General features: G+C 59.5%; 19 protein-coding genes, 4 tRNA genes and 1 other RNA gene. 5 read left to right on the plus strand and 19 right to left on the minus strand.

Translation table 11 applies throughout. From position 1 onward, the window contains the following. Window positions 1-77: 77 nt before the first annotated feature. From yigB to lptM, 5 genes are all read right to left on the minus strand, one after another. Complete coding sequence (gene yigB / locus ACJ8IJ_RS20595; protein WP_154871898.1) at window positions 78-794, minus strand: 5-amino-6-(5-phospho-D-ribitylamino)uracil phosphatase YigB; 717 nt, start codon at window positions 792-794, stop codon at window positions 78-80. Beyond that, window positions 794-1,705 (minus strand): tyrosine recombinase XerC, encoded by a 912-nt coding sequence (gene xerC, locus ACJ8IJ_RS20600; protein ID WP_033645020.1) that lies wholly within the window; start codon window positions 1,703-1,705, stop codon window positions 794-796. The genes yigB and xerC overlap by 1 nt, the downstream gene beginning before the upstream one ends. Continuing rightward, on the minus strand, window positions 1,702-2,415 hold the full coding sequence (locus ACJ8IJ_RS20605) for a DUF484 domain-containing protein (RefSeq protein WP_004934247.1): 714 nt from the start codon (window positions 2,413-2,415) through the stop codon (window positions 1,702-1,704). The genes xerC and ACJ8IJ_RS20605 overlap by 4 nt, the downstream gene beginning before the upstream one ends. Beyond that, on the minus strand, window positions 2,412-3,236 hold the full coding sequence (gene dapF, locus ACJ8IJ_RS20610; RefSeq protein ID WP_004934244.1) for a diaminopimelate epimerase: 825 nt from the start codon (window positions 3,234-3,236) through the stop codon (window positions 2,412-2,414). Before dapF ends, ACJ8IJ_RS20605 begins: the two co-directional genes overlap by 4 nt. Window positions 3,237-3,307: 71 nt before the next feature. After that, window positions 3,308-3,514: an LPS translocon maturation chaperone LptM gene (gene lptM / locus ACJ8IJ_RS20615; protein WP_004934241.1), complete on the minus strand. Its 207-nt coding sequence runs from the start codon at window positions 3,512-3,514 to the stop codon at window positions 3,308-3,310. A 78-nt stretch (window positions 3,515-3,592) separates the two neighbouring features. Between lptM and cyaY the strand changes: the two genes are divergently transcribed. Then, window positions 3,593-3,913, plus strand: coding sequence for an iron donor protein CyaY (cyaY, locus tag ACJ8IJ_RS20620; protein WP_004934237.1), 321 nt, complete (start codon window positions 3,593-3,595; stop codon window positions 3,911-3,913). A gap of 36 nt (window positions 3,914-3,949) precedes the next feature. Here the strand turns inward: cyaY and ACJ8IJ_RS20625 are convergent, their stop codons facing one another. Next, complete coding sequence (locus tag ACJ8IJ_RS20625; RefSeq protein ID WP_033631486.1) at window positions 3,950-6,502, minus strand: class I adenylate cyclase; 2,553 nt, start codon at window positions 6,500-6,502, stop codon at window positions 3,950-3,952. 316 nt (window positions 6,503-6,818) lie between these two features. Here ACJ8IJ_RS20625 and hemC point away from each other — a divergent pair, with 316 nt between their 5' ends. From hemC to hemY, 4 genes are read left to right on the plus strand one after another with little or no spacing between them, the layout of a single operon-like run. Further along, complete coding sequence (gene hemC, locus ACJ8IJ_RS20630; protein ID WP_442518887.1) at window positions 6,819-7,760, plus strand: hydroxymethylbilane synthase; 942 nt, start codon at window positions 6,819-6,821, stop codon at window positions 7,758-7,760. Further along, window positions 7,757-8,497 carry a uroporphyrinogen-III synthase gene (gene hemD, locus ACJ8IJ_RS20635; RefSeq protein WP_004934231.1) on the plus strand — a complete coding sequence of 247 codons (741 nt, stop codon included), beginning with the start codon at window positions 7,757-7,759 and terminating at the stop codon, window positions 8,495-8,497. Before hemC ends, hemD begins: the two co-directional genes overlap by 4 nt. A gap of 22 nt (window positions 8,498-8,519) precedes the next feature. Further along, the gene (gene hemX, locus ACJ8IJ_RS20640) at window positions 8,520-9,644 is read left to right on the plus strand and encodes a uroporphyrinogen-III C-methyltransferase (protein WP_004934230.1); all 1,125 of its coding nucleotides are present in this window, start codon (window positions 8,520-8,522) and stop codon (window positions 9,642-9,644) included. A gap of 3 nt (window positions 9,645-9,647) precedes the next feature. Then, the gene (hemY, locus tag ACJ8IJ_RS20645; protein ID WP_004934228.1) at window positions 9,648-10,844 is read left to right on the plus strand and encodes a protoheme IX biogenesis protein HemY; all 1,197 of its coding nucleotides are present in this window, start codon (window positions 9,648-9,650) and stop codon (window positions 10,842-10,844) included. A 707-nt stretch (window positions 10,845-11,551) separates the two neighbouring features. Here hemY and ACJ8IJ_RS20650 read toward each other — a convergent pair. The 13 genes from ACJ8IJ_RS20650 to rfbA all read right to left on the minus strand — a co-directional run bounded on the left by ACJ8IJ_RS20650 (window position 11,552) and on the right by rfbA (window position 21,275). Beyond that, window positions 11,552-11,678, minus strand: a non-coding RNA gene (locus ACJ8IJ_RS20650) — RtT sRNA. A gap of 37 nt (window positions 11,679-11,715) precedes the next feature. After that, window positions 11,716-11,792, minus strand: a tRNA-Pro gene (locus ACJ8IJ_RS20655). Between the two features lie 74 nt (window positions 11,793-11,866). After that, window positions 11,867-11,953: transfer RNA gene (locus ACJ8IJ_RS20660), tRNA-Leu, on the minus strand. Window positions 11,954-11,994: 41 nt separating this feature from the next. After that, window positions 11,995-12,070: transfer RNA gene (locus ACJ8IJ_RS20665), tRNA-His, on the minus strand. A 63-nt stretch (window positions 12,071-12,133) separates the two neighbouring features. Further along, a tRNA-Arg gene (locus tag ACJ8IJ_RS20670) sits at window positions 12,134-12,210 on the minus strand. Between the two features lie 135 nt (window positions 12,211-12,345). Continuing rightward, on the minus strand, window positions 12,346-13,749 hold the full coding sequence (thrP, locus tag ACJ8IJ_RS20675; protein ID WP_004934226.1) for a bifunctional threonine/serine APC transporter ThrP: 1,404 nt from the start codon (window positions 13,747-13,749) through the stop codon (window positions 12,346-12,348). Between the two features lie 365 nt (window positions 13,750-14,114). Beyond that, window positions 14,115-14,855, minus strand: coding sequence for a lipopolysaccharide N-acetylmannosaminouronosyltransferase (gene wecG / locus ACJ8IJ_RS20680; protein WP_004934224.1), 741 nt, complete (start codon window positions 14,853-14,855; stop codon window positions 14,115-14,117). A 14-nt stretch (window positions 14,856-14,869) separates the two neighbouring features. Next, window positions 14,870-16,237 (minus strand): ECA oligosaccharide polymerase, encoded by a 1,368-nt coding sequence (gene wzyE / locus ACJ8IJ_RS20685; protein ID WP_004934221.1) that lies wholly within the window; start codon window positions 16,235-16,237, stop codon window positions 14,870-14,872. Continuing rightward, the gene (locus ACJ8IJ_RS20690) at window positions 16,234-17,319 is read right to left on the minus strand and encodes a TDP-N-acetylfucosamine:lipid II N-acetylfucosaminyltransferase (protein ID WP_033649866.1); all 1,086 of its coding nucleotides are present in this window, start codon (window positions 17,317-17,319) and stop codon (window positions 16,234-16,236) included. The genes wzyE and ACJ8IJ_RS20690 overlap by 4 nt, the downstream gene beginning before the upstream one ends. Further along, window positions 17,316-18,566 carry a lipid III flippase WzxE gene (wzxE, locus tag ACJ8IJ_RS20695; protein WP_154871899.1) on the minus strand — a complete coding sequence of 417 codons (1,251 nt, stop codon included), beginning with the start codon at window positions 18,564-18,566 and terminating at the stop codon, window positions 17,316-17,318. The genes ACJ8IJ_RS20690 and wzxE overlap by 4 nt, the downstream gene beginning before the upstream one ends. Window position 18,567: 1 nt before the next feature. After that, window positions 18,568-19,698, minus strand: coding sequence for a dTDP-4-amino-4,6-dideoxygalactose transaminase (gene rffA / locus ACJ8IJ_RS20700; protein ID WP_131165295.1), 1,131 nt, complete (start codon window positions 19,696-19,698; stop codon window positions 18,568-18,570). After that, the gene (gene rffC / locus ACJ8IJ_RS20705) at window positions 19,685-20,416 is read right to left on the minus strand and encodes a dTDP-4-amino-4,6-dideoxy-D-galactose acyltransferase (protein WP_442518886.1); all 732 of its coding nucleotides are present in this window, start codon (window positions 20,414-20,416) and stop codon (window positions 19,685-19,687) included. The genes rffA and rffC overlap by 14 nt, the downstream gene beginning before the upstream one ends. Continuing rightward, on the minus strand, window positions 20,394-21,275 hold the full coding sequence (gene rfbA, locus ACJ8IJ_RS20710; protein WP_004934207.1) for a glucose-1-phosphate thymidylyltransferase RfbA: 882 nt from the start codon (window positions 21,273-21,275) through the stop codon (window positions 20,394-20,396). Before rfbA ends, rffC begins: the two co-directional genes overlap by 23 nt. Between the last annotated feature and the right edge of the window lie 13 nt (window positions 21,276-21,288).

Consider the following 21,288-nt stretch of genomic DNA (forward strand, 5'->3'; position numbering starts at 1 on the left):
GGCACCACTAATGGTTAAGGGAAAACCCGCCGGTGACGGGTTTTTCACTGGAAATTTATACAGAGTTCTGGCAGGGATTATAACAATGCTGTCAGCGATGCCAACTGCGAAATCTCAATATGCGGCAGCAGGCGGCTGTCGGCGGCCTGCATCAGGCAGCGTTGCCGATCGTTGATCCAACAGGCCTGCAGCCCCGCGCGCAGTGCGCCGGCGACGTCGGTAGTCAGATCGTCGCCTACGTGCAGGATCTGCCCGGGCGCCACGCCCAGCCGTTCGACGGCCAGGTGATACATGTCTTGGTACGGTTTGGCGCGCCCGTCCGGCCCGGAGCGCAATACGAACTGGAAGTAGCCGTCCAGGCCACACTGCGCCGGATCGGCGTTGCCGTTGGTGATCGCCACCAGCGGATAGCGCGCGGCCAGCGCCTTCAGCGTGGCGTGGGTCGCTTCCGGTACCTCGATGCGGCTGCGCCACAGCGCGAAGTTCTGCATCGCCGCATCGGCCCCGACCGCCGCCTCGGCATCGCGCAGCCCCTGCCGGCTCAGCGCCAGATGAATGGCGCGCCAGCGCCACTGGGTGACGTCGTGGTAGATCTCCGGATCCTGCTCGCGCAGCTCCTGGCGCAGGCGGTGGAAATCCGCCGACTGGAAGCCGTTCAGACCGGGATGGTAGCTCTGCAGGAAGGCCACCGACTGCTGCTCGGTTTGCCGGATCACCGGACGGTTGTCATACAGCGTGTCGTCCAGATCGAAAGTCAGCGCCGCCAGTGGGCGCAGCGGGCGATAAAAATGCATCAGGATTTCCCCCGTTTGGCGCGCGGATGCGCGGCATCGTACACGTTCGCCAGATGTTGAAAGTCGAGGTGGGTATAAATTTGCGTGGTGGTCAGGTTGGCGTGGCCGAGCAGCTCCTGCACCGCGCGAAGATCGCCACTCGACTCCAGCATGTGGGTAGCGAAGGAGTGACGCAGTTTGTGCGGGTGAATATGGCTGTTGACGCCCTGCTTCACGCCCCATTCGGCGAAGCGCTTTTGCACGTTGCGCGTCGAGATGCGTCGCCCCTGATTGGACAGAAACATCGCGTCATCCTGCGGTCCAAACAGATCGCGCATCGCCAGCCAGTGTTCCAGCCAGGTGACGGCGGTGCGCCCAATCGGCAGTTTGCGTTCTTTGCTGCCTTTCCCCATCACCCACACCTCGCCGGCCGCCATATCGACATGGCGGCAATCCAGCCCCACCAGCTCGGAGAGGCGCAGGCCGGCGCCATACATCACCTCCAGCATGGCGCGATCGCGCACCGCCAGCGGATCGTTGAGATCGATCTCCAGCAGCTGGTTCATTTCATCGACGTCGATATTTTTCGGCAGATGGCGACCGCTGCGCGGCGTGCGGATGCCTTTGGCGGGGTTGGCGTGCAGCACGCCCTGGCTGACCAGCCAGTCGAGGAAACTGCGCAATGAAGAGAGCCGCAGCGCCAGGCTGGCGGACTGCAGACCGGCACGTTTGCTGCGCGCCGCCAGCATGCGCACCCGGGCGGCGTCCAGCGTCGTCCAGTCGGTGACGCCGATCTCCTGCGCCAGGCGCATCAGCGCCGTCAGCTGGCGTGAATAGCTGAGCTGCGTCAGCGGGCTGAGTTGCCGTTCTACCTTGAGATAACGCAGAAAAGCGTCCACCGGCTGCTGCAGGCTGGGCGCAATCGGCGTCATGCGCGTTCGATCCAGCGTTCCAGCAGTTCCGGCAGCATGCGCGCCAGTTGATTGAGCATTACCGTGCCCATGCCCTGCTGATAGTGTTGCGTATCGCGACTGCTGAAGATCACCATGCCCAGCTCGCCATCGTCGCCCAGCATCGACAGCGCTACCGAACCAATCTGGCCGATCTGTTTGGCCTGCGGCAACAGCAGCAGCAGTTCGGGGCCGTTCAGGCCGCCGAGGTAGTGTTGTTCGCTGCCCAGCCGCTGGATGCGGAACGGCTCGAACGCCGAACGCGTCAGCGCCAGATGGGTGAAATCGGAAGGCGCGCCGATATTCCAGCGCTCGGCGAACAGGCGCACCGTGGCGCCGGCCAAACCGAAGCCGCGCGCCCAGCGCTGCAGCCGGTTGAGCATGTCCTGCAAGCTGTCGGCGGTGGCCAGATCGGCCTGCAGGTGCAGCAGCCTGGCGAACAGCCCTTCGTTGGCGCTGGCCTGCTCCATCAGCAGCGTGATCTCTTCTTCCAGCCGTTCGATATGATTGCGCTGGCGGGCCAGATGCCATTCCACCAGCGAAACGGTGCCGCGCACCGGGTGAGGCACGCGCATCTGCTCAACCTGGCGCGCGTTGCGAATAAAGAAATCCGGGTTCTGCAGCAGGTACTGCATCACGGTGTCGTCATCCAGCGCCAGGCCGGCGACGCTCTGTTCTTCTACGCTTTTCATAGATGAATAAATCCGTCATAGACATGGGTTGCCGGACCGGTCATAAACAGCGGGTTGCCCGGCCCTTTCCAGCGAATATGCAGGCTGCCGCCCGGCAGCTCTACATGCACTTCTTCTGACAGCAATTCCTGTTGGATCCCCACCGCCACCGCCGCACAGGCGCCGCTGCCGCAGGCCTGCGTTTCACCGGCGCCGCGCTCATAAACGCGCAGCTTGATATGATCGCGGCTGACCACCTGCATAAAGCCGATGTTGGCCCGTTCCGGGAAGCGTTCATGCCCTTCCAGCACCGGCCCGAGCAGCTCCACCTTGGCGGTTTTTACGTCGTCCACCTGCAAAACACAATGCGGGTTGCCCATCGACACCACGCCGCACAGCACAGTATGTTCCGCCGCGCGCATGATGTAGGTCTTTTCAGCCTTGGCGGCGCGGAACGGCACCGCCTGCGGGTCGAAATTCGGCTCACCCATGTTGACGCACACCAGATCGTCGTCGGTGACACTGAGCACCATGCGCCCGGTTTGGGTGCTGACGCGGATGTCGCGTTTGTTGGTCAGCCCTTTCAGCCGCACGAAACGCGCGAAGCAACGCGCGCCGTTGCCGCACTGCGCCACTTCGCTGCCGTCGGCGTTAAAAATTCGGTAGTGAAAATCCAGTTCGGGATCGTAAGGCGGTTCTACCACCAGCATCTGGTCAAAGCCGACGCCCAGGTGCCGATCGGCCAGCCGGCGGATCAGCTCAGGTGAAAAATAGACATTCTGTGTAACGGCATCGACCACCATAAAGTCGTTGCCCAGACCGTGCATTTTGGAGAACTGCATATCATACTCCGCTATCTGGACGCGCTATCCGTCTTGATTTTACGGCGGCGCTCGCCACCGCAAACAGGGTGTTACTGGTCAACCATCGACGGTTTTTGCTGAGAGCCAGACTGCTCCTGCTGGTTCTTTTGCACCTGATCGCCCGTTTGCACCGGCGGCTTGGCCGGTTTCTGGCTGGCGGGGTCGGCAGGTGGGAAGTAAAGCGGGCCTTTCAGACCACAGCCGGCGAGGCCGGTAACCAGAACTGCCATCAGCGCATAGCGTAGTTGTTTTTTCATTTGCATTAATGCCTGTAATTCATGCGTCCAAGGTCTCTATAATCGCAGGTGGATCATGAAAAGCAATAGGAATTGAATATGAACGACAGCGAGTTTCACCAGTTGGCCGACCAGCTGATGCTGAATATTGAAGAGACACTGGACGATTTTGACGGCGATGCGGACATCGATTACGAAACCAATGGCGGCGTGATGACGCTGAGCTTCGAAAACGGCACCAAAATCGTCATCAACCGCCAGGAACCGCTGCACCAGGTGTGGCTCGCCACCAAGGCCGGCGGCTACCACTTCAACTACCGCGACGGCGTCTGGTTATGCGATCGCAGCGGGCAGCCGTTTTATCAGCTGCTCAGCGAAGCGGCCAGCGCGCAGGCCGGTGAGGAACTGCATTTTTCCTGAGGCAATGCGGGGCTCGGCCACCGAGCCCTTGCGGCGTCAATGCAGCTGGAACTGCTGCTTCAGCGGCTGAGCGGCGCCGTCGGCCACCGTCACGCACAAGCTGGACAGCACGTTGCTGCGGAACGGGATCACCTGCGTGCGCCCGTCGAGCTGCACGATTTGATAGAACTGCGGCAGGTTGAAGTTGATGAAGCTGGAGCCGTAGGTAAAACGATCGTGCGATGAAGAGTAGAAGCGGCTGACGTCGCGCACCAGCTCCTCTTTGCTGCCCTCGCAGTGGTGATACACCTCCACCCGATTCGACTCGTCCAGAATATAGATGTTGAAACCCTTGTCATCCGAGGTGTCTTCGAAGAAGAACTGGATGATCCCCTCGCTGGCGAAGCCATCCACCACCGGCGGCAGATGCACCTGATCGGTTTCCACCTTGATAGACAGGCCGTGCAGCTTGTTGTTGGAGATGGCGCCGTAAAACTCCACCGCATTCTCCAGCTTTTGCACCGACACGCTCAGGCGCTCGAAGAACAGCCCCCAGGTCTGCCCGGCGACGCGCACCGCCTTGAAGCGGCCGGGTTCCAGCCGGGTGCTGGACAGGCGCAGCTCGATGCACTCCGACACCAGTTGCTGAATGCGGGTGCGGATCAGGCCGCGCAGGTGCTGGCTGTAGCAGAACACTTCCACCGACTCCGGCGGTGCGGCGTCCTGATGCATTTTGCCGAGAATGGTTTTCAGCGCTTCCAGCACCGACTGCTCGCCGCTGAAATGCAGGGTGCGCACCTCGTTCCAGGAGTTGCGGTACAGCAGATCGATGCTGCCCACCAGACACTGCTGCTGCTGGCCGAAGCTGAACACGTCCAGTTTGCGGAAATCGAAGTGCACCACCTGATTGCGGAAGGCGGCGGTCGGATCGTTTTCCAGATTGACGATGATCGCCAGATGGCGAATTTCGCACGGGCTGTACAGCGCTTTCGGCGTCGGTGCCGGCAGGCGCAGCGGGAAGTGATGGGAAACGTCGGCCACCAGCTCCTGCAGCTTGGCGGTGTCGCACAGGTTGCCGCTCTTGATGTGCAGGCGGGTCTGCGGCGTCAGCAGGCCGTTGAAATAGGCCCAGGCCACCAGCTTGTTCAGGTAGCGGTTATATTCCAGCGGCTGATGGCTGACGATCGAATCCATAGCCGGCGCCTGATTGTACAGGTACCAGCCGGTGCGGTTGGCGCGGCCAACCGGCACGTGAATAAAGGTTAAATCGTTTTCCGACAGGTCCGGCGAAATCTGCGGGTTCACCAGCGTCACCTTGCCGGGCAGCGCTTCGAACGCCGCATACAGTTTGCGGGTCAGCACGCCGATATCCTGCGGGCTGGCGCTGACGCTGAGGTTATTGCGGCGGGCGAAACGGATCAGGTTGCGGTAGCTCTGCATCATCGCATCGAGCAACTCGTTATGCGCTTCGCGCACCCGCTCGATCTTCCAGTTGGCGCGATTGTCCAGCATCGCCAGACGCTCGTCGCTCCAGCCCCACTCACTGACCAACTGGCTGAGGATCTCGCGCCGCCAGCCGACGCAGGCCTTGGCCAGCGACAGCTTTTCACACACTTTCAGGTAGAAACAGCGGCGGGCCAGATCGAGGCGGGTGGTGTCGTTGATGTCGGTCAGATAGCGAGTGACGCGCTCAAGCATCATGCAGTAGGCGTCGAGCCCGAAGCTGACGATCTCGCCCTGATGCAGGCGATGTTTGATGTCCGTCGCCAGCAGCTGGGTATTGGGGTATTCCCAGGAATAGGCTTCCAGCAGCAGGGTCTTCAGCACCGCCTTGTAAGGCGAATCGATGCTCTTGTACAGCTGCCACAGGCTGGCGCCGAAGTACTCTTCCGCCGACAGCGAACTCAGGCCGCCGAGATCCAGCCACTCGTTCGGCGTCAGCGCGCCCTGCGCGTACAGCGACAGCACGTATTCATCGTAGTGCGCTTCTTCTTCGCCCGGCACCATGTTCCACAGGATGCGTTTGCCGGCCAGGCGCACCGCGGTGCGGTAGAACTCGTCCAGCAACAGGATGTGCTGCGTCGAGCCGCAGTCTTCGCCGCCCAGGCTGCCGCTTTCATTATGGCGGAAACGGTTTTCGTCGATCAGGAAGAAGCTGACTTCCACCCCCATCGAGGCGGCCCACTTCTCAAGCAGGCTGCATTTTTGCTGCAGGCGGGTGCGTTCTTCGTTGTCCAGCCAAGACTGGTGGCAGACCCAGATGTCGAGATCCGAGCTGCAGCTTTGGCCGATAGACGAGGTGCTGCCCATCGAATAGACGCCGGTGATCGGCAGCTCGCCGCTGGCCGGCTTATCAAACGGGCTGCCCCATTTGTCTTCTAAATCGTTCAGGTATTCTTGTTGAGTTTCATCAGGCGTGTAGAGGCAAATGCCGTGGGGAACGTTACCGTTCAGGTAACCCGGCATCAGCGGGTGGTGGTGGTGCAGTAAGGTGGGCAGCAGACTGTATACCCGTTGAAACGCGGGCTTCATAGCCGCCAGGGCGCGATCGACGCGTAGCTGATTGATCGCATCCAGTCTCTGCTTCAATGTCTCGATGTAGAGGTACAAGACGTCTCGCCTGATTATCCCGGTGTTTAGAAAAAAACCCGTATTCCATAAGCGCCGTTAGTGTAAGAAGAATATTTGGCGACTTATTGCTGGAAACGTGATCAATTTAACACCTTGCTGATTGACCGTAAAGGAGGTAACGCTTCACAATTATTGTAGCGCTTCCCTAAACGATTTACCCGCAGTGTTAACTGCCCCAAAGCACATCACACGTCCCTTTGATTCCGTTGTCCTTTTTCCGCCTCCGGCTTCTTGCACTGACAGTATTGGCTCTCAGTGGTAGGATGGATGGCGAAATATAAAAACGGTAACAAGCATGTTAGACAAAATTATTCGAATTGCCACCCGACAAAGCCCGCTTGCACTTTGGCAAGCACATTATGTGCAGCAACGTCTGATGGCCTGCCATCCCGGCCTGCAGGTCGAGTTGGTGCCGATGGTCACTCGCGGCGACGTTATTCTGGATACGCCGTTGGCGAAAGTCGGCGGTAAAGGCCTGTTTGTTAAAGAACTCGAGCTGGCGCTGCTGGAAGGCCGCGCCGATATCGCCGTGCATTCGATGAAAGACGTGCCGGTCGATTTCCCTGCCGGGCTCGGTTTGACCACCATTTGCGAACGCGAAGATCCGCGCGACGCTTTTGTTTCCAATCGTTTCGCCTCGCTCGATCAGCTGCCGCAGGGCAGCGTGGTCGGCACCTCCAGCCTACGCCGCCAGTGCCAGCTGCGTGAACGCCGCCCAGATCTGATCGTGCGCGACCTACGCGGCAACGTCGGCACTCGCCTGGCCAAGCTGGACAACGGCGACTACGACGCGATTATCCTGGCGGTGGCCGGCCTGAAGCGTTTAGGTCTGGAGCAACGCATCCGCAGCCCGCTGAGCGCCGAAGAGTGTCTGCCGGCGGTCGGCCAGGGTGCGGTCGGCATTGAATGCCGTCTCGACGACAGCGTCACCCGCGCGCTGCTGGCGCCGCTGAACCATGTGGCCACCGAAACCCGCGTGCGCGCCGAACGGGCGATGAACACCCGCCTGGAAGGCGGCTGCCAGGTGCCGATCGGCAGCTATGCCGAACTGGATGGCGACAGCCTGTGGCTGCGCGCCCTGGTCGGCGCGCCGGACGGCAGCCAGATGGTGCGCGGCGAACGCCGCGGCCCGGCCGCCGAGGCCGAACGGATGGGCGTTGAGCTGGCGGAAGAGCTGCTGGCGCGCGGCGCGCGCGAGATCCTGCGCGAGGTTTATCAGGGAAATCCGCCGGCATGACGATCCTGGTAACCCGCCCATCGCCTTCGGGGGAGCTGTTAGTGAGCCGGCTGCGCGCACTCGGCCGGGTTGCCTATCATGCACCGCTGATCGACTTTGCGCCGGGCGGCGATCTGCCGAAGCTGCCGCAGGCGTTGCAGCAGCTTAGCGCCGGCGATCTGGTCTTCGTGCTGTCGCAACATTCGGTGAGTTATGCCGATTCAGTTATCGGCCGCGCCGGGCTGAGCTGGCCCGCTCACCTGGCTTATTACGCCATCGGCCGCACCACCGGGCTGGCGCTGCACCGCATCAGCAGTTTGCCGGTGGAATACCCGCGCGAACGCGAGATCAGCGAAACGCTGCTGCTGCTGCCGGCGCTGCAAAAATTGGCGGGCAAACGCGCGCTGATTTTACGCGGCAACGGCGGCCGCGAACTGTTGGGGTCGACGCTGAGCGAGCGCGGCGCCGAGGTCAGCTATTATGAATGTTATCAACGCAGCCCGGTGCACTACGACGGCAGCGAGCAAAGCGCCCACTGGCAGCGCGCCGGTGTGGATACGCTGGTGGTGACCAGCGGTGAAATGTTACAACAGCTCTATACTTTAGTTCCTGATTACTATCGTTCTTCATGGCTGCTGCGTTGCCGCCTGGTAGTAGTGAGCGAACGCCTGGCTACCCTCGCCCGGGAATTGGGCTGGCGTACGATTCGGGTAGCTGACAACGCCGATAATGACGCGCTGATCCGCGCGCTACAATAATCTGACTATGGGATGTGCCACTATGACGGAACAAAATACCCCATCCGCCCCGGTTGAAGAGCCAACCACCGCGGTTGAGAGCTCCCAGCAGCCAGCCGCTGCCAGCCGCAAAGGCAAGAATACCGGCCCGGTGCTCGGCGCGATCGCTATCGTGCTGGTCATCGCCCTCGGCGCGGGCGGCTATTACCACACGCACAAGCAGGCGCAACAGCTGATCGCCGCCAATCAGGCGCTGCAGCAGCAGCTCGAAGGCGTGAAGCAGAGCCAGCAGCAGGAAAGAAACGCGCTGGAAGGCCTGCTGCAGCAGCAGGGTAAAACCCTGGACGCCGCCGATCGCGAGCAGGCGAACCTGGCGCGCCAGCTGAGCGAGCTACAGGAAAAAGTGGCGACCATCTCCGGCAGCGACGCCAAAACCTGGCTGCTGGCTCAGGCCGATTTCCTGGTGAAAATGGCCGGCCGCAAGCTGTGGAGCGATCAGGACGTCACCAGCGCCGCCGCGCTGCTAAAAAGCGCCGACGCCAGCCTGGCGGACATGAACGATCCGAGCCTGCTCGACGTGCGTCGCGCCATTACCGAAGACATCAGCACGCTTTCCACGCTGACCCAGGTCGATTACGACGGCATCATCCTCAAGGTCAATCAGCTGTCCAATCAGGTGGATAACCTGCGCCTGGCGGACAACGACACCGACGAAGCGCCGATGGATCAAAACAGCAGCGAGCTCTCCGGCTCGATCGGCGAATGGCGGCAGAACCTGGCCAAGAGCTGGCGCAATTTCATGGCCGACTTCATCACCATCCGCCGCCGCGACACCAGCGCCGAACCGCTGCTGGCGCCGAACCAGGACATCTACCTGCGCGAGAACATCCGTTCGCGCCTGCTGGTGGCGGCACAGGCCATTCCGCGCCATCAGAACGAGACCTACAAGCAGTCGCTGGAAACCGTCTCCACCTGGGTGCGCGCCTATTTCGACACCACCGATCCGGCGACCAAGGCCTTCCTGGAAGAGCTGGACAGCCTGAGCCAACAGTCGATCTCGATGGATGTGCCGGATCAGCTGAAGAGCCAGCCGCTGCTGGAAAAAGTGATGCAGACCCGGGTGCGCAACCTGATGACCCAGTCCCCTGCCGCTCACCAGGAGGGTTAAGCCATGTTACGCGTGCTATTTCTGTTCCTGGTGGTGATCGCCAGCGTGGTGCTCGGGCCGATGTTGGCCGGGCATCAGGGCTATGTGCTGATCCAGACCGATAACTACAATATTGAAACCAGTGTCACCGGCCTGGTGATCATGCTGGTGCTGCTGTTCGTGGTGCTGCTGGCGATCGAGTGGATCCTGCGCCGTATCTTCCGTACCGGCGCCCGCACGCGCGGCTGGTTTATCGGCCGCAAGCGCACCCGCGCACGCCAGCAAACCAAAGCCGCGCTGATCAAACTGGCGGAAGGCGACTACAAGCAGGTTGAAAAGCTGATGACGCGCAACGCCGATCACGCCGAACAGCCGGTGGTGAACTACCTGCTGGCCGCCGAGGCCGCGCAGCAACGCGGCGATGACTTCCGTACCAATCAGTATCTGGAGCGGGCCGCCGAAGCCGCCGATACCGATCAGCTGCCGGTGGATATCACCCGGGTTCGCATCCAGCTGGCGCAGGGCGAGAACCATGCCGCGCGCCACGGCGTCGATCGCCTGCTGAACCAGGCGCCGCGCCATCCGGAAGTGTTGCGCCTGGCGGAACAAGCCTATCTGCGCACCGGCGCCTATGCGTCGCTGCTGGAAGTACTGCCGTCGATGCGTAAAATCGAACTGCACAGCGAAGAGCAGCTGCAGGCGTTGCAGCAACAGGCTTACATCGGGCTGATGAATCAGGCGATGGCGGACGAAGGCAGCGAAGGCCTGAAGCGCTGGTGGAAAGATCAGAGCCGCAAGACGCGTCACGAAGTGCCGCTGCAAATCGCGATGGTGGAGCACCTGATCGAATGCAACGACCACGAACTGGCGCAGGAGATTGTGCTCGATAGCCTGAAGCGCCAATATGACGAGCGCCTGGTGCTGTTGCTGCCGCGGCTGAAGTCCGGCAACCCCGAGCAGCTTGAGAAAGCGCTGCGTCAGCAGATGAAGCAACACGGCGCGACGCCGCTGCTGAACAGCACGCTGGGGCAACTGCTGATGAAGCACGGCGAGTGGCAGCAAGCGGCCGACGCCTTCCGCGAAGCGTTGAAACAGCGCCCGGATGCTTACGACTACGCCTGGTTGGCCGATACGCTGGAAAAACTGCATCGTTCGGATGAAGCGGCGCAGATGCGACGTGAGGGACTGATGTTGACGCTGAAACAGAACGGCGGCGAATAACGCCCTGCCCAAGTGAGAAAAGCGTGGCTCCGATGCCGCGCTTTTTTTTGCCCAGGGTTTTCTGTGGCGCAAAAAAAAACACTTGCCGTATGGCAAGTGTATAAAGAAGCAATCAGGTCTAGGACAACAGGGGCGGTGCCTCACTCAACGTTTTGCCCTGAGCGTGATGACGGGTTAGTCATCGTTCTCGTGGGCGATAGGCACCCTAAATCGGCTCTGCGTCATTCCCAGGGTTTATGAAGCCTAAGGCGAACATAAGAGGTGGAATGAGCATCTACGCTATAGATATTGCATTTGACGTGCCAACTTTCAGAACCAGGAAAGTCGCCATAAAAAATAGCATTCAATTTATTGAAAATATTGAATTTTTATTTACCCCCTAACTTTCTCTCAGCATGCCGTCCCCTGTCGTTCTTTACCCACGGCCGATCTGATGCTGTCGCCGCAAAACGACGACTTAAGCCAAAGCCACTTTTAATGTTTAAAATCAATGGATTATTTGTCTCAAACTGGCGACAACGTCGAACCACATTGTCGCTGAAAACCTACACACGTGCCGGTTGAGACAAAATGCCAATGTTCAGATACGCAAAAACCCGTGCAATACCGCACGGGTTGGTCGCTATGCGTTTCCTCGCGGCGGCAAGGACTTACCCTCATAAACGGCGGACGTAAAAAAACCGACTTACGTCGGTTTCTTTGAAACTGGTCAGCGAGAGAAAGATTACGCGCATCCTGGATACGCGCCCTGCGGGCCGTTGCTAAAGCAACGTCGTTTCGCTTCGCGAGGCTCGAACCTCCTGCGGAGGGGCTCATCCTCATAAACTGCAGGCGAAAAAAAACCTGCTTTAAAAAGCAGGTTTTTCGAATGTGGTCGGCGAGAGAGGATTCGAACCTCCGACCCACTGGTCCCAAACCAGTTGCGCTACCAAGCTGCGCTACTCGCCGATTTGTGTTGCTCATACTACTCGATTTATCAGACCGTTGTCCATATAAATCTTATATTTATCAGATATTTTGCGTGGTGCGAAGAGAGGGACTTGAACCCTCACGTCCGTAAGAACACTAACACCTGAAGCTAGCGCGTCTACCAATTCCGCCACCTTCGCACTGTCACAAAATACTGCTAAATCTTCACTTCATCAGGAAGTGGGGTGGCTAATGGGACTCGAACCCACGACAACTGGAATCACAATCCAGGGCTCTACCAACTGAGCTATAGCCACCATTACTACTTCTTCTTACTCACGCGGTAATATTACCACCGCAGCTCCTGCGCACAAACTTAATGGCGCGCCCGACAGGATTCGAACCTGAGACCTCTGCCTCCGGAGGGCAGCGCTCTATCCAGCTGAGCTACGGGCGCGTAGCGCCGTTGCGGGAGGGGATACTACGGATTTACGCCAATCCTGTCTAGTGCTTTTTCGCAGAAATGTTGCGTTTGATTACGCTTTGCTCACTCCTGCGCAGGAAAGCGCACTCCGTAGCCCCTTTTCACCGTTTATTGCCGCGTTTCTACCCGATTTTCAGCCGGATGATGTTTCTTATGCATGCCGAAAGCGAAGTAGCACAGGCTGACGCCCGCTAAGAAAATCGCCCCGACCAGCAGGGAAATCCGCGTATCCGGGTTGATTCCCATGCCGACCAGTACGCACACCAGAAAAGCGATGGTCAGATAGTTCACATACGGGAACATGATCGACTTAAAGCTGTGGTTTTTGATCGCTTCCTTATGGGCGCGGCGGAAATAGAGCTGGCTTATCAGCACCACGAACCACGGCACCATGCCCGGCAGCACGCTGGCGCTGTAGACATAGACGAACACCTGCTCCGGATTCGGGATAATGTAGTTCAGCGCAGATCCCACCAGCAGGCAGCCGATGGTGACGGCGATGCAATTCACCGGCACGCCGCTGGCGGAAAGCTTGGTCAACGCCGCCGGCAGTTGGCGATTCTTGGCCAGGGCGTACAGCATGCGGCCGCCGCTGTACATGCCGCTGTTGCAGCCGGAGAGCGCGGCGGTCAAGACCACGAAGTTGATGATGCCGGCGGCGGCAACGATGCCGATCTTGGCGAAGGTCAGCACGAACGGGCTGCCGGTAGTGCCGATGCCGTTCCAAGGGAAAATGGTGACGATGACGAAGATCGCGCCGACATAGAAGATCAGGATGCGCCACAGGATATTGTTGATCGCGCGTTTTAGCGTCACCTGCGGGTTCTTGGCTTCCCCGGCGGTGATGCCCACCAGCTCAACCCCCTGATAGGACGCCACCACGATGCACAGCGCAAACAGGAAGCCTTTCCAGCCGCCGGCAAAGAAACCGCCGTGCGCCGTCAAATTGGCGAAACCGATAGGTTCACCGCCGTTGCCGAAGCCGAAGAAGATCACCCCCAGCCCCACCAGAATCATCACGATGATGGTGGTGACCTTGATCATGGCGAACCAGAACTCCAGCTCCCCATACAGGCGCACCGCCGCCAGGTTGGCCAGCGCCACCATCGCCACGGCAATCAACGCCGGCACCCACTGCGGTATTTCCGGGAACCAGAACTGCACATACACCCCGATGGCGGTGATCTCAGAAATGCCGACGGCAATCCACATAAACCAGTAGCCCCAGGCGGTCAGATAACCGAAGTAGGGATTCATGTACTTATGCGCGTAAACGGCAAACGACCCGGCGACCGGCTCAAGGAACAGCATTTCTCCCATCGAACGCATAATGAAGAATACGAACAGCCCGGCGATGATGTAAGCCAGCAGCACCGATGGCCCGGCCCACTTCAGCGTACTGGCCGAGCCCATAAACAGGCCGACGCCGATGGTGCCCCCCAGAGCGATAAGCTCGATGTGCCGGGCCTCAAGCCCCCGGTGTAGCCCTTGCGGTTTCTCTTTGTGTGCCATAAATCCTCAATAATTTTTCTCGGGTTGTGTTTGCCTGCCGGCCGCTGCCGGTCGTTATTGTCATTATTAAAAGAATAAATCATCCCCTGCCGATCGGACTGGCATCAACGGGTAGTCGGAGCGAAGTTACCGTGAGAAGGACATCGTTCAGCGCTGTCGCATCAGGCTTCAGCGGCCAGGGATAATTTCCGGGCGGTATCGTTTCGCATTTCGCCGCTATAAGCAAACCGCAATTTAAAACTTTATGGAATAAACGCAGCGACGTTTAGGGCCGAGGGTTATAGATATGCGGGAGAAACGCGCAAAAGCAGATTATTGGTACAGCAGTCCGGAGCGGAACAGCACTTTCCACCCCGGATGAGAGGTTACATCTTGCCGCTGTAGTAGTAGCCGACAAACTTCAACAGCTTCAACTGCCGGCCGATGCGGCTGGGTTGGCTGAGCAGGCGGTAGAGCCATTCCAGACCAAGGTTCTGCCACACCTTGGGCGCACGCTTCACATGCCCGGTAAAAACGTCGTAGGTGCCGCCCACGCCCATATACAGCGCCTGCGGATGCACCTTGCGGCAGTCGCGCATCAGGATCTCCTGCTTCGGCGATCCCATCGCCACCGTCACGATAGCGGCGCCGCTGGCACGAATACGCTCGAACAGCGCCTCTCGCTGATCCGGTTTGAAATAGCCGTCCTGGCTGCCCACCAGGTTGACATTCCACTGGCTGCGCAGCTTTTGCTCGGTTTCCGCCAAGACTTCCGGCTTGCCGCCAACCAAGAAGACCGGCGTGCCTTCGCGGCCGGCGCGCTGCATCAACGCTTCCCACAGATCGGCGCCCGCGACGCGCGACACATCCGCCGCCGGGTATTTGCGGCGGATTGAGCGCACCATACTGATGCCGTCGGCGTACTTGTACTCCGCTTCATCCAGCAACGCATGCAGCGCCGGGTCCTCTTCCGCCTTCAGGATCTTTTCCGCATTCATCGCCACCAGCGTGCCCTGTTTGACCCGGCCGCCGTCGAACAGAAAGTCCATGCAGTGCGCCATATCGCGAAAGCCCCACAGGCTGAAACCGCGCAGCTCATACTGCGGCACCGAAATCTTTGTTTCCATCGTTCTCATTACCCTTACAAAAGACCGTTGGCCCGAGGCGGAGACGCCAGCGCGCGGGCACGCGTCACTCTGGCCTTGATCAGCCCGGCGGTATCGAACAGCCAATACAGCAACTTCGCCAGCACCAGACAGGCGCCGAAAATAATGCAGAAGAACACCACGCGCGACACGAATGAGTCCACCCCTTCACGCGCCAATACGATCATGTTGAACACCGCGCCGAAGCAGAACCCCTGCAGAATGGCCGCCTTATAACGGTTCGGCTCTGTTTTGCCCAGCTCATACAGCCAGTCGAACCACTTGATGATCATGCCCACCAGAATCGCGCCGAGCGGGATAAACAGCGCGCCGCCCATCACCACCAGCGAACCGATCAGCGTCGGGGATATCGCCAGCCCGGAGTGGTTGTTCAGCACTTCCCAGGTGAAATAGTTGGCCGAGTTCAGCACCACGTCCGGCCGGCCCGGCCATAGCCAGGTTGGGATAAAGACGTAGAAATCACGCAAGATCGGCGCTAGGCCCTGGAAATCGATCTTGTCGTAATTTTGCAGCAGCAGCGCCAGGTTTTCCCACGGCGAGAAGGTATCGCGGGTCAGGTAGAGGAAGGTATAAAACGCTTCCGCGCCGCTGACGTCCAGGCTATAGCGCTTCAACGCCAGCCAGAACATGCCGACCACGCCGAATATGCCCGCCGCCGCCAGCATCCACAGCGTGATCCAGCCGCGCACGATGCCGATAAACAGGAACAGCGCGAAAGCGATGATGATATTGGCACGGGTGCCGCCGACGATCACGTAGGTCAGAATACCGAACGCCACCGTCGCCACCAGGAACAAAAACCAGGCGCGCAGATCCTGCCGCAGGAAATAGACCACCAGCATCGCCGGAATGAAGAAGTAGAAGAACCGCTTGAGCGCTACGCCGGACACATCGCTGGAGAAGATCTGACTGTAGGAATTGAGCTTGAACAGCAGGAAGCCGTTCTGCATGAAGAAGATCCCAACGGTCCCGATCGCCACCAGCGCCAGCAGCACCCAGGTCATATGAGTCTCTACCCGGTTCATGGTAAACAGCGCCGCGCGCGGCTGAGTGCGGCGCTTGCGCAGCCGGGTCTTGTAGGTGACGTAATAGATGGCGTAAAACGCCGTCGCCGACAGCAGGGCGTACAGCAGAAACTCCACCGGCACCACCTCGACGTCAAACTGAAACACCAGCAGGCAGGTTAACGGGAAGCCGAAATAGAACGTCAGCAAATACAGCAGCGAGAAGAAGACGTTGAAGTTAAAGCGCACGCGCCGAAACTCCTGGTAGGTCAGCGTCAGGATAAACGTCAGGCTGACCAGATAGACGACAAACAGGCCGCCGAATTGCGCCAACGTCATGAATGTTCTCCCGCCGCCAACGCCAGGGCTTGCTGCCAGCCGTCAACATAGTTCGGATTGAAGAAGGCGATCGCCTGTTTATCCACCGCCGCCAGCTGACGCTGCGCTTCGCGCACCACCGCCTCGTCCAGCGAATCGCCGTAGAACAGCACCGGCAGGTGCTGTTCCGCCAAATCCTGCCAGAACGGGTTTTGCCGGCTGAGCACAAAAGGCACGCCGAACTGAATCAGCAGGCACAGGGTGCCAATCCCCTGCTGGCGATTGAAAATGAAATAGCCCAGATCGCAGGCGCGCAGGATGTTGAGGTAGTCCTCAAACGCTACCTGCTGCGTGAGCAGCTGCAGGTTTTTCTCGCCGAACAGCGGCAACCCGGCGGCGCGCACCTGCTCGATGTAAGCATCGTTGTTGGCCGGATAACCCATCGGCAGGATCACGCGCACGTCGGCGCCGAACTGCTGATGTATCGCCTGCAGCGCTTCGATATGCCGGTTGCTGCGATCGCCGGAGTTGCCCACCAGAATCGTCATCGGCCCGGCCAGGTTTTTCTCGACGTGAACGTCGGTCAGCGCCGGATCCATGCGGGTCGGGAAGTACAGCAGCGAGGCCGGCACCCGCGCATGGCGCTGCTGGTAGTGAATCACGTCGCCGCGAGTAGCAAACACATTCCCTACCCGCCCCTGCGCAATGCGGCGCAGCAGATAGAACAGCCGGAATTTCCAGCTGGTGGCGTCCTCATACAGATCGGCGCCCCAAATATGCCAACTGACCTGACGCGCCTTGATCTTGCCGCTCAGCAGCGCCAGCCACAGCCCCGGATTGAACTGGCCGTGCAGGAAGAAGCGCGCATCGCGATCGGCCTGGGCGCGCGCGATCACCGCCGCCGCCAGGCTTTTCTTGTCCGCGTAGGGCTCAATGTTCAGGGCGGGGAAATCTCCCAGTGCCGCCACATCCTTGGCCGCCACCATAAAATGCCGCGTCTGCTCAGCCGGCAGACGCGGCGCCAGCACGTCGTTGAAGAAGCGCAGCACCGTCTGGTTATGATGCGGGATATCGGATCCCAGAACGTGAATCAGTGTGGTCATACTCGTCTACGATAGATAAGAAACACGCAGCTACAGAGCGTGAAATACACGATGTAGGTTGCCATATAGGCCTGAGCCGCCCCCAGCGCGCCGTGCAGCGGGATCAGCCAGTGAGAGAACAGCGTCAGCAGCAGAAACTGGCTGACTTCCGTCAGGATATAAAAGCGCAGCGACGCTTTGGCGATCACCAAATAGCCGAACACATAGGCCCCGACTTTCAGCACGTCGCCCACCAACTGCCAGGCAAACAGATCGCGCATGGCGACGAATTTGTCCGAGAACAACAGCCAGATGGCGAAATCACGCAGCAGCCATACCGTAAAGCTCGCCGCCGCTACCGCCGGCAGCACGAATTTCAGCGAGCGCACGATCTCCCGCGAGATGGCGCCCTTGTCCGTCAGCCGCGACAGCGTCGGCAGCAGATAGACGGTAAACGAGGCGGTGATGAACTGCAGATAGGCATCGGAAATGCTGCTGACGCCCTGCCAAATCCCCACCTCATCCCAACCGTAATGCGCAGCCAGCAGGTTACGCATCATCACGTAAGCCACCGGCAGCGTCACTGAGGTGATCAACGCCATGAGGGTGAATTTGCCAAGGTTGCCGGCCACGAGTTTGTCCCAACGCGGCGCTAGATAGCGCAGCGGCAGCGTTTTGCGCCGCCACAGCATCAGCCCGGCCGGCAACACCACCAACGCCGGCACCAGCGCCAGCCCCGCCAGCGCGCCTTCATAGCCCCCCAGCTTGAAGCACAGGTAATAAGCCACCACGCCAATCAGGCTGCCGCCGATCACCGCCAGCGCATTGCCCATCGCGTCGCGATAGCCTTTCAGCACCGCCATGAACAGGTTGGCGTAGGCGATGCCCATCTGAATGAAAGCGACGGCGCGCACCACATCGACGTAATCGGCATGCCCGAACAACCCGATACTGATCGGTTCGGCGGCGAACAAAAACACCAGCGCCAGCAAGGTCGAAAAACCCAGCACGATGCTCGACGCAGTGCCCACCGCCAGGCGTAAACGCTGCGGATCCTGGTGGTACTCCGCCACGTATTTGGTGATACCGTTAAAAATGCCCGCGCCGGACAGCACGCCCAACACGGTGATCAACTGGCGGAAGTTACCCGCCTGCCCCACCCCGCTGGGGCCAAACGCCACCGCCAGCAGTTTCACCACCAACAGCCCCACGCCGATTTTGATCAGCGTGGAGCCGGCGGTCCATATCGATGCTTTTGCCAACGACATATCAGGCAAAGAAGCTCAGGATGGTATTGATTACCGTACGCTGATTGACATCAGACATATTGTAAAACAGCGGCAAGCGCACCAGACGCGCGCTTTCCTGCGTGGTGTAACGATCTTCGCCGGCAAAGCGGCCAAAGCGTTCACCGGCCGGGCAGTCATGCAGCGGGATATAATGGAACACCGCCATGATTTCGGCTTCCTTCAGGTAGTCGATAAAGGCCGTGCGCTCTTCAATATCACGCAGCTTGATATAGAACATGTGCGCGTTATGCACGCAGTCGGCCGGGATTACCGGCAGTTCGATGCGGCCTGACCGGGCCAACGGCAGGAAGCTGTCGTAGTACTTCTGCCACAGAGTCAAACGGCGCTGGTTGATGCGTTCCGCCACTTCCAGTTGGCCCCACAGGTAGGCGGCCTGCAGGTCAGACATCAGATAGCTGGAACCGATGTCGCGCCAGGTATATTTGTCGACCTGGCCACGGAAGAACTGACTGCGGTTAGTGCCCTTCTCGCGGATGACTTCCGCCCGATCGACCAGGGCCGGATCGTTCACCAGCGTCGCACCGCCTTCGCCGCCGGCGGTGTAGTTTTTGGTTTCATGGAAGCTGAAGCAGCCGATATGGCCGATGGTGCCCAATGCCTTGCCTTTGTAGGTCGACATCACGCCCTGCGCGGCGTCTTCCACCACGAACAGGTTATATTTCTTCGCCAGCGCCATGATGGTATCCATCTCGCAGGCAACGCCGGCATAGTGCACCGGTACAATCGCGCGGGTTTTATCGGTGATCGCCGCTTCGATTTTGGTTTCGTCGATGTTCATGGTGTCCGGACGCAGGTCGACGAACACCACTTTGGCACCGCGCAGCACAAAGGCGTTGGCGGTGGAAACGAAGGTAAAGCTCGGCATGATCACTTCGTCACCCGGCTGGATATCCAGCAGGATGGCGGCCATTTCCAACGACGCGGTGCAGGAAGGCGTCAACAACACTTTCGCGCTGCCGAAACGCTGTTCCATCCACTGCTGGCAGCGACGGGTGAAACCGCCATCGCCGCACAATTTGCCGCTGCCCATGGCAGCCTGCATATATTCCAGTTCAGTGCCAACAACCGGTGGAGCGTTAAATGGAATCATGTCTACCTCTGTATAGCCAGTACGCGGTGCTTTCAATCACGGCACCCTGTCGTTGATAGAGTCGTAATGCGGCGATATTGCCTATCTGGGTCGCGACCCGCAGGCGCTGCATCTCTTGCCGTCGACACTCGGCGATCGCCGCCGTCATCAGCCTGGCGCCCACGCCCCGGCCGGATGCGCCGGGGAAAGCCGCCAACAGGCCGATGCGCGTTTCCTGGCCGCCAATGTCACGCAGGCTGACAAATCCCTCTGGCCGCCCCTGTTCGTCCAGCGCCAACAGGCACTGATGATCGAAAGTGCCCAAAACGGCCTTTTCGATCCACAAAGCATAAAACCGGCCGCTGTCATCAGGTTGATACCAGGGCGTACGAAAGCGGCTGACGGTGAACGCCTGAGCCGCCGCGGCACGCAATGCCGGGATATCGGCCTTTGTCGCCAGGCGGGAAGTCTGGGCGACGGAACCCGGTTCAACCGCGTGATCGTGCTCAAGAGCCAGAACCAGATCGACTTCGCCCTCAACCAGGCGAAATCCCAAATCAGCCAGGCCGTCCGCCAACGCAAGGTGCTGCGCGGGGACTTTGGCCTGCACCAGGGTATAAGCCGCCAGATCGGCTTCGGCAAGCGCCGGAGCCGAGGAGGAAAAGCTGAGTTTCGCGCTGTCTAGCGCGAAAAACTCGCTTTCCCATGACAAAGGCTCAATAGTGGCGTGGACGTGCATGCAGCAGATCCAGCAAATACTTGCCGTAGCCCGTTTTGGACAATGCAGTAGCGGCGCGTTTCAGCCCCTTGTCATCCAGCCAACCGTTGCGCCAGGCAATCTCTTCCAGACAGGCGATTTTAAAGCCCTGACGCTTTTCTACCGTCTGCACAAAGCTGCTGGCTTCCAGCAGACTGTCGTGAGTCCCGGTGTCCAACCAGGCGAAACCGCGCCCTAACAGCTCGACGGTCAGTTCACCGCGCTCCAGATACATCTGGTTGATGCTGGTGATTTCCAGCTCGCCGCGCTCGGAAGGCTTCACCTGCTTGGCAAACTCCACCACCTGGTTATCGTAGAAGTACAGGCCGGTCACCGCCCAATCGGATTTCGGTTTCTTCGGTTTCTCTTCGATCGACAGCGCACGGAAATTGTCGTCAAACTCCACGACGCCAAAGCGTTCAGGATCCATGACCTGATAACCGAACACGGTGGCACCTTCAGTGCGGGCCGCGACGGTTTTTAATTTCGGGCTGAAAGATTGGCCGAAGAAGATGTTATCTCCCAACACCAGGCAGCAAGAATCGCCGTTGATAAACTCCTCGCCGATCAGGAACGCCTGCGCCAACCCTTCCGGCTTAGGCTGCACCGCATAGCTGAGATTGACGCCGAACTGCTCGCCGTTACCCAACAAGCGCTCGAAGGACGGCAGATCTTCCGGGGTCGAGATGATCAAAATGTCGCGGATCCCCGCCAGCATCAGTACCGACATCGGGTAATAGATCATCGGCTTGTCATAGATCGGCAGCATTTGCTTGGACACACCACGAGTAATCGGATGCAGACGCGTGCCGGAACCGCCGGCCAGAATAATACCTTTCATACTTACTCCAAAA

The sequence above is a fragment of the Serratia sp. CY40230 genome, assembly GCF_052168835.1.
Taxonomy (GTDB): Bacteria; Pseudomonadota; Gammaproteobacteria; order Enterobacterales; family Enterobacteriaceae; genus Serratia; species Serratia nematodiphila.

Bases quoted from the DNA above. Each gene is read 5' to 3' on its own strand.
- yigB (WP_154871898.1), bottom strand. From the start codon at position 794: ATGCATTTTTATCGCCCGCTGCGCCCACTGGCGGCGCTGACTTTCGAT.
- xerC (WP_033645020.1), bottom strand. From the start codon at position 1,705: ATGACGCCGATTGCGCCCAGCCTGCAGCAGCCGGTGGACGCTTTTCTG.
- ACJ8IJ_RS20605 (WP_004934247.1), bottom strand. From the start codon at position 2,415: ATGAAAAGCGTAGAAGAACAGAGCGTCGCCGGCCTGGCGCTGGATGAC.
- dapF (WP_004934244.1), bottom strand. From the start codon at position 3,236: ATGCAGTTCTCCAAAATGCACGGTCTGGGCAACGACTTTATGGTGGTC.
- lptM (WP_004934241.1), bottom strand. From the start codon at position 3,514: ATGAAAAAACAACTACGCTATGCGCTGATGGCAGTTCTGGTTACCGGC.
- cyaY (WP_004934237.1), top strand. From the start codon at position 3,593: ATGAACGACAGCGAGTTTCACCAGTTGGCCGACCAGCTGATGCTGAAT.
- hemC (WP_442518887.1), top strand. From the start codon at position 6,819: ATGTTAGACAAAATTATTCGAATTGCCACCCGACAAAGCCCGCTTGCA.
- hemD (WP_004934231.1), top strand. From the start codon at position 7,757: ATGACGATCCTGGTAACCCGCCCATCGCCTTCGGGGGAGCTGTTAGTG.
- hemX (WP_004934230.1), top strand. From the start codon at position 8,520: ATGACGGAACAAAATACCCCATCCGCCCCGGTTGAAGAGCCAACCACC.
- hemY (WP_004934228.1), top strand. From the start codon at position 9,648: ATGTTACGCGTGCTATTTCTGTTCCTGGTGGTGATCGCCAGCGTGGTG.
- thrP (WP_004934226.1), bottom strand. From the start codon at position 13,749: ATGGCACACAAAGAGAAACCGCAAGGGCTACACCGGGGGCTTGAGGCC.
- wecG (WP_004934224.1), bottom strand. From the start codon at position 14,855: ATGGAAACAAAGATTTCGGTGCCGCAGTATGAGCTGCGCGGTTTCAGC.
- wzyE (WP_004934221.1), bottom strand. From the start codon at position 16,237: ATGACGTTGGCGCAATTCGGCGGCCTGTTTGTCGTCTATCTGGTCAGC.
- ACJ8IJ_RS20690 (WP_033649866.1), bottom strand. From the start codon at position 17,319: ATGACCACACTGATTCACGTTCTGGGATCCGATATCCCGCATCATAAC.
- wzxE (WP_154871899.1), bottom strand. From the start codon at position 18,566: ATGTCGTTGGCAAAAGCATCGATATGGACCGCCGGCTCCACGCTGATC.
- rffA (WP_131165295.1), bottom strand. From the start codon at position 19,698: ATGATTCCATTTAACGCTCCACCGGTTGTTGGCACTGAACTGGAATAT.
- rffC (WP_442518886.1), bottom strand. From the start codon at position 20,416: ATGCACGTCCACGCCACTATTGAGCCTTTGTCATGGGAAAGCGAGTTT.
- rfbA (WP_004934207.1), bottom strand. From the start codon at position 21,275: ATGAAAGGTATTATTCTGGCCGGCGGTTCCGGCACGCGTCTGCATCCG.